Raw genomic sequence first — 5,773 nt, 5'->3', positions numbered from 1 at the left:
ACTATCCAAAGTCTGGCGTAGTTATTGCAAATTCCAGCTTGTTCTTCGCTGACCCAAACCAATTTGAATCGACTTGGAGCAATATTAAATCTTCAATTGAAATCGGTGGAGTGTTTGCTGGTGACTTCATGGGCTTTGAAGACAGTTGGGCTAACAACTATCGTACTCCAACCACACCTTTATCGGAATCAGAGGTAAAGACTCTGTTCTCAGGTTTTGAAATAGTCAGGTTCTTTGAACGTGATGAAAAATCGAAGACTTCATTGGGTAGAATGAAGCATTGGCATACATATTCCGTGGTCGCGGTGAAACGTACATAACAAAGCGTTTAAGGCAGACTTCCAACGCTCGGCATTTTCAGTTTGATTTGAATTTAGTGTTTACGGCACAATGGTTTAAGCTTGGTGGTATGCGTTGCTCACTACTTAACGCGGCGTTATGAGCTAATAGGGAAATCAGCATGAATTACGAAGAATTTAACCATTTTTGCGGCTCTTTTGCTGGAACGAGTCACGTCGTTCAATGGGGTAATTCCGATGTATGGAAGGTTTGCGGCAAAGTCTTTGCCATAGGTGGTTGGAGCGATGGTTCCCAAGCTGCATTCACGTTTAAAGTCTCCAATTTAAATTTTGACTTTCTAAGTGATTGTGAAGGTTATAAACCGGCTCCATATTTTGCTAGTCGTGGAATGAAGTGGATACAGCAAGTTGACACTTCAGGCAAATTAGACGATGACCTAAAGTACTATTTATCGGAATCATACCGAATTGTCGCGAGTGGTTTAAGTAAGCGTAAGCAACGAGAATTGGGCATAGAGTACCTAGCTTAACCACGCTCATAACAAAGCGTTTAAGACGGATTCCCAACGCTTGGCATTTACGGCTTACTTTGGGTTAAGTGTTTATGTAACAATGGTTTAGGCAGGGTGGTAGCGTTGCTCATCACTTAACGCGGCGTTAGCTTTTTTAGGAGAATGGGGTGAGTCAATATTTGATCGAACCTGAAGTCCCAGGGGGATTTGGTGAAAACACTTTGGGGTATTTTGATGTACACCCGCCAAAAGTAGAAAAGTTACACTTAGAGTTTGATGGGTGGTTGGGAGATGACTTATTAGAGTCATTTCCGTGTTTTTTAGTTTCTGAAAGCTTGGCGACAGCATTAGTTGCATCACAGTTGTCTGGATACAATCTTGCTGCAGTGGAACTATCAAGTTCTGATATATTTCAAGAATTACAGCAAGAGTGCTGTTTACCTAGTTTCTCGTGGTTACAAATAACGGGAGATAACGGCAAAGACGACTTTAGCGTGTCCGAAAAAGGGATGTTATTAGTCTCAAGAAAGGCGATGCAGTTGCTACAAAAGTTTCAGTTAACTAATGCTGAAATCATGGTGTACAAAAGCTAACAAGCAATTTAAGCAGACTGCCAACGCTTGGCATTTTCAACTCGGTTTAGTTTTAGTGAGTTAGGTGGTAATTTTGAGTGTATTGGGTAGCGTTGTCAGCTACTTAATTGGGCGTTATGTTAACAAGAGGAAATAACTACAGTGATTTGGATTTTTGATCGGAAAGAAACGGAAAATGAAATAATAATTGTGCAAAATCCATATTTCTATTACTTGGTTTTTGGAGCATATATTTCTTATTTTGCTGAAAGTAAATTGACAGATTATGACATTTTAGCGGTTATATCTGGATTTCTTTGGTTTGCCTTTATTCTGTTTATGCTAATTAATTTGAAAAGCATATTTGTTAATCGGCGAGAAATATCTAGGCATATGAAATCAGGTCAAGTGGTGATATCTGGCTCAAGACTTAGTATTAAAAAGCCTGTTACTTATACAATTCCAAAGTAGCGTGTAAATTAACATAACAAGCAATTTAAGCAGATTGCCAACGCTTGGCATTTTCAACTCGATTTGGCTTCAGTGATTTCGGTGGTAGGTTTGAGTATATAGGTAGCGTTGTCAGCTACTTAATTGGGCGTTAGGCGTAGGGAGATTTATGATCAAGTGGGAAATATTTAAAGAATTGGATTTTCCATGTTCTGATATCTCATATAAATGGGAATCAGAGCGTTGTGCTCGGTTAACTGTAATTCTGCATTTTTCCAGAGTCACTGGAGGTTACGCTAAGGATCTTGAGCTGACTTTTGAAAATCCGATCGCCTTGAAGTGGGAAGATGAATCATATGGACTCATTGATTTACCAGAAACACTTCCGAAGTGCTGTTCAGAAAAATTCATGAGCTGGACTTACCCTACGTTGATAGTTTCTAACTCACAATGGGCTGATTTGTATGCAGCAAGAACACACACTAAAGAAGATTATAAAAATCATAAGGTAATGCACTTTGTCTTCATATCTATGAACGATCTTGTCCATGTGTTATCGAATGAAAAACCTAGTACAAGATTAATCGAGTCAACAGACGCCTAACAAGGCGTTTAAGACAGATTCCCAACGCTTGACATTGCCAGTTCAAAGTTGGGTTTGGCGTTTACGGTGCAATGGTTTAGGTTAGGTGGTGGTGTTGCTCACTACTTAACGCGGCGTTAGTATTATTATTTGAATAAGGAGGTTATGGTGACCAAGGCAGGAGAGCTATTTGAGCGAGCAATCCAAGATGCAGAGGAGTTGCTAGAGCGGTTTGATTCAGAGAAAAATGGGCAGTGTTCCCATAATTCAGAGTCATTGAAACGTGCAGGAATGGTGTTAACACTCGCTGCTTGGGAAACATACGTTAAAGACCGTTTTCAAGAAGAAATTGAGATTTGGTTATTCTCAGTAAAGGGGAGCCAAATCGGTGGCTTCGTCCAAAGAAAAGTAACAGAAGACCTAAAAAGGTTCTTCAACCCAAATACAGCCAAAACGAAACAACTGTTCAAATCCTACTTTGATATCGATATTACTGAAAGCTGGAAATGGGACAATTATCATCCTCCACAAGCTAAAAAAGTTCTAGACCAATTAATATCAATCAGAGGTGATGCTGCTCATCAAGCAAATACGTCAGTAACTCAATCACATATAGTAAAAAGAGATGATCTAGATAAAGCTATTCGTTTTATTAAAGGGTTAGTTAGTGCAACTGAAAAGTTGAAAATATCAAAATAATACTAACAAACAATTTAAGCGTGATTCCCCACGCTTGGCATTTTTTGTTTGGGTCTAGTTCAGTGTTTACGGCGTCCAAATTGAGTGCCGTGGTAGCGTGGCTCACACCTTAATTGGGCGTTATGTGAAATGCTCTAAAATTAGTATTTATGATCAGATAAGGATAATTATGCCTGATATTTACCTACAACTAGCATGTACTGATGACATTCAGTTGCTGCAGGATTCTGMGCTAAAAGCCTTTTCAGATGATTATGATAAATATGGTGCATTCCCTCCAAATATCGAGTCAATAGAGTGGTTCAAAGCGGAAGTGAGTAAAAATAAGTTTTATAAAGTCGTATGTGACAGTGAGTTTGCTGGTGCTATTTGTGTTGAGGGCGGCGAAACAAGCTGTATTGAAATTAAGTATTATATATCGACTTAAAGTTTCAAAATAAGCACATTGGTTCAAAAGTAATGCRCCTAATTGAAAGTGAGTATGARCACATAGACAATTGGACATTATTTACMCCMTACATGTCMTTTAGAAATCACCACTTCTATGAAAARCTCGGATAYATCAARGTTGGTGAGYTGCAGCCAGATCCGTCAGATGATTTCAAACTGTTTGAATATTCAAAAGTTCGTACGCGTTGAAATCTCACATAACAAGCAATTTAAGCAGACTGCCAACGCTTGGCATTTTTAGCTCGGTTTAGCATCAGTGATTTCGGTGATAAATTTGAGTGTCTTGGTAGCGTTGTCAGCTACTTAATTGGGCGTTATACGACCCGACAAAAAAGGAACATTAATGGCAAGAATTATAGCTAAAGTATTTGCGATACTAATTGTAATTGCTGTTATCTGTGCGATTGGATTTGCTATTTTGAAAATATACGCAACGACTAAAGCCCTAGAACAAGATGTTGTTGCTCAAACTTATATCAAGAAAGTGGTTTTGAGCTTTAATGCTGACGACTTAAGTGAATTTAAAGAGTACCTTCACCCAAAGGTTACTGAGTATTTGGAAACGAAAGAAGGAACCCAATTAATATCTTTATTAAGTAAAATTGGGACGCTAAAAACCATTGACGAATTAAAGTGGGTATCGTCTAAATCAGTGGCATCTACAGTTCAAGGGCAATATGAGTTCTCAAACTATGAAATGCAAGCCACTTTTGAGAATAGTAAAGGGTTAGTCAAGGTATCGACTATTCCAAATGGTGATGGGTACTTTGTGACTAGTTTCCAGATATTCTCAGAGTATTACGCAACGCTTCAATAGTCGTATAACAAGGCGTTTAAGTCAGATTTCCAACGCTTGGCATTTTCAGTTTGGGTCAGCTTTAGTGTTTAAGGTGGCAAGGTTTTAGGTAGGGTGGTGGCGTTGCTCACTACTTAACGCGGCGTTATACGTCCGAGTACCCCACGTTGAATGGAGAACAAGTGAAACATTTTTTAACTATAGCACTATTCCTTTTTAGTAACTTATCTCAAGGAGATGAAATGTCAGAAGGTAAAAATGAAGCTCAATACCTTATGGACGCAACTTTACTGCTTGTTGAGCAATTGTTACTTGAGCATAACGAATTCTATCCACTAGGCCTCGCCACTGATATTAAAGGTAATATAGTTAGCGTTGCCGCGCATAATGGTGACGATTTCCCTAAATCTAATGAATTAATCTCTTTACTTGAAGATGCATTTCGTCTTAAAGCTTCAAATGGAGAGTATTTAACAACAGCATTAGCATACGATGTTAAATTACGAGTTTCTGCAACCCAAAAAGTTGATGCAATAGCCTTCAATTTAGATCATTACTCTGGCTACTCGGTCATCGTTTACTTACCACACGAGATTAATAATGGGAAAGTTGAATATGGAAACATACAAGCAACTCAAGGGTTGAATAGTATCTTTGCCAAGTAGAAACGTATAACAAGGCACTCAAACTGACCTCCAACATGTGGCATTTTTGCTTCGCAAAAGTATAGCCACATGTTTGCGGTAGCGTTATGCGGTTCAATAGCATGGAAGCAAAATGTTAGAAATAGAGAAAGTTAACGAATTAAATATTGAGGCAATTAAGCTTATACGTTTAGCTGATGAACAAGTTAAGTTTGCCAGTACAGCTGACGAATTCATATCAAGTGCAAATGAGACAACTCATTTGCATGTCATAAAAAATAACGGTTCAGTAATCGGTTTCTTCAAATTGGATGTTGCTTATTCTTCTAACTACGAGTTTTGTCTGTCAGATGGGCTAGGATTAAGCTCTTTTGCTATCGACACTAGCCAGCAAGGTAAAGGGTTAGGAACGAAGGCGGTCAAAGCTCTCATACCGTACTTAAAAGCACACTACTCAATGTTCAATTGGATTTGCCTGACAGTTAATTGCAAAAACCCTGGAGCTAAAGTGTGTTACGAAAAAGGTGGTTTTGAAAACGGTTTTGAACAGTATTTGGGTGGTCTAGCAGGTCCTCAGTACATAATGTGCGCAAAAATCGCATAACAAAGCATTTAAGAGTGATTCGCAACGCTTGCCGTTTTCGCTTCGCTCAAAGTATAGGCAGGCGTTGCTCACTACTTAACGCGGCGTTAGGCTTCACAAAGGGAATTATGAAGATCAATATTAGAAATGCAGACATTAAAGATGCTCACTCAATAGCTTTGGTT

General features: G+C 38.7%; 9 protein-coding genes and 1 pseudogene. All 10 read left to right on the top strand.

Features of this window, described 5'->3' with window-relative positions; genetic code table 11:
- A pseudogene (locus L4C37_RS22075) lies at positions 1-320 on the top strand (SAM-dependent methyltransferase); the annotation flags it as partial.
- A gap of 140 nt (positions 321-460) precedes the next feature.
- The gene (locus L4C37_RS22070) at positions 461-829 is read left to right on the top strand and encodes an MmcQ/YjbR family DNA-binding protein (protein ID WP_429770098.1); all 369 of its coding nucleotides are present in this window, start codon (positions 461-463) and stop codon (positions 827-829) included.
- A 149-nt stretch (positions 830-978) separates the two neighbouring features.
- Positions 979-1,404: a hypothetical protein gene (locus L4C37_RS22065; protein ID WP_429770096.1), complete on the top strand. Its 426-nt coding sequence runs from the start codon at positions 979-981 to the stop codon at positions 1,402-1,404.
- Between the two features lie 141 nt (positions 1,405-1,545).
- Complete coding sequence (locus tag L4C37_RS22060) at positions 1,546-1,854, top strand: ATP synthase subunit B family protein (RefSeq protein ID WP_429770094.1); 309 nt, start codon at positions 1,546-1,548, stop codon at positions 1,852-1,854.
- 148 nt (positions 1,855-2,002) lie between these two features.
- Positions 2,003-2,437: a hypothetical protein gene (locus tag L4C37_RS22055; RefSeq protein ID WP_137375567.1), complete on the top strand. Its 435-nt coding sequence runs from the start codon at positions 2,003-2,005 to the stop codon at positions 2,435-2,437.
- A gap of 144 nt (positions 2,438-2,581) precedes the next feature.
- Positions 2,582-3,115, top strand: a complete 534-nt coding sequence (locus L4C37_RS22050; protein WP_429770092.1) for a HEPN domain-containing protein — start codon at positions 2,582-2,584, stop codon at positions 3,113-3,115.
- 169 nt (positions 3,116-3,284) lie between these two features.
- Positions 3,285-3,542: a hypothetical protein gene (locus L4C37_RS22045; protein ID WP_429770091.1), complete on the top strand. Its 258-nt coding sequence runs from the start codon at positions 3,285-3,287 to the stop codon at positions 3,540-3,542.
- Positions 3,543-3,908: 366 nt separating this feature from the next.
- A complete protein-coding gene (locus L4C37_RS22040) occupies positions 3,909-4,382 on the top strand; it encodes a hypothetical protein (protein ID WP_429770089.1) in 474 nt (157 codons plus the stop codon).
- 221 nt (positions 4,383-4,603) lie between these two features.
- Positions 4,604-5,026 carry a hypothetical protein gene (locus tag L4C37_RS22035; RefSeq protein WP_429770087.1) on the top strand — a complete coding sequence of 141 codons (423 nt, stop codon included), beginning with the start codon at positions 4,604-4,606 and terminating at the stop codon, positions 5,024-5,026.
- Positions 5,027-5,138: 112 nt separating this feature from the next.
- Entirely contained in the window at positions 5,139-5,609 is a 471-nt protein-coding gene (locus L4C37_RS22030; protein ID WP_429770085.1) for a GNAT family N-acetyltransferase, read from the top strand.
- The last annotated feature ends 164 nt before the right edge of the window (positions 5,610-5,773 follow it).

The sequence above is a fragment of the Vibrio kagoshimensis genome, assembly GCF_050337535.1.
Classification (GTDB): Bacteria; Pseudomonadota; Gammaproteobacteria; order Enterobacterales; family Vibrionaceae; genus Vibrio; species Vibrio gallaecicus.
Note: the sequence above shows the minus strand (reverse complement) of the source record. Positions and strands in the feature narration are given on the sequence as shown.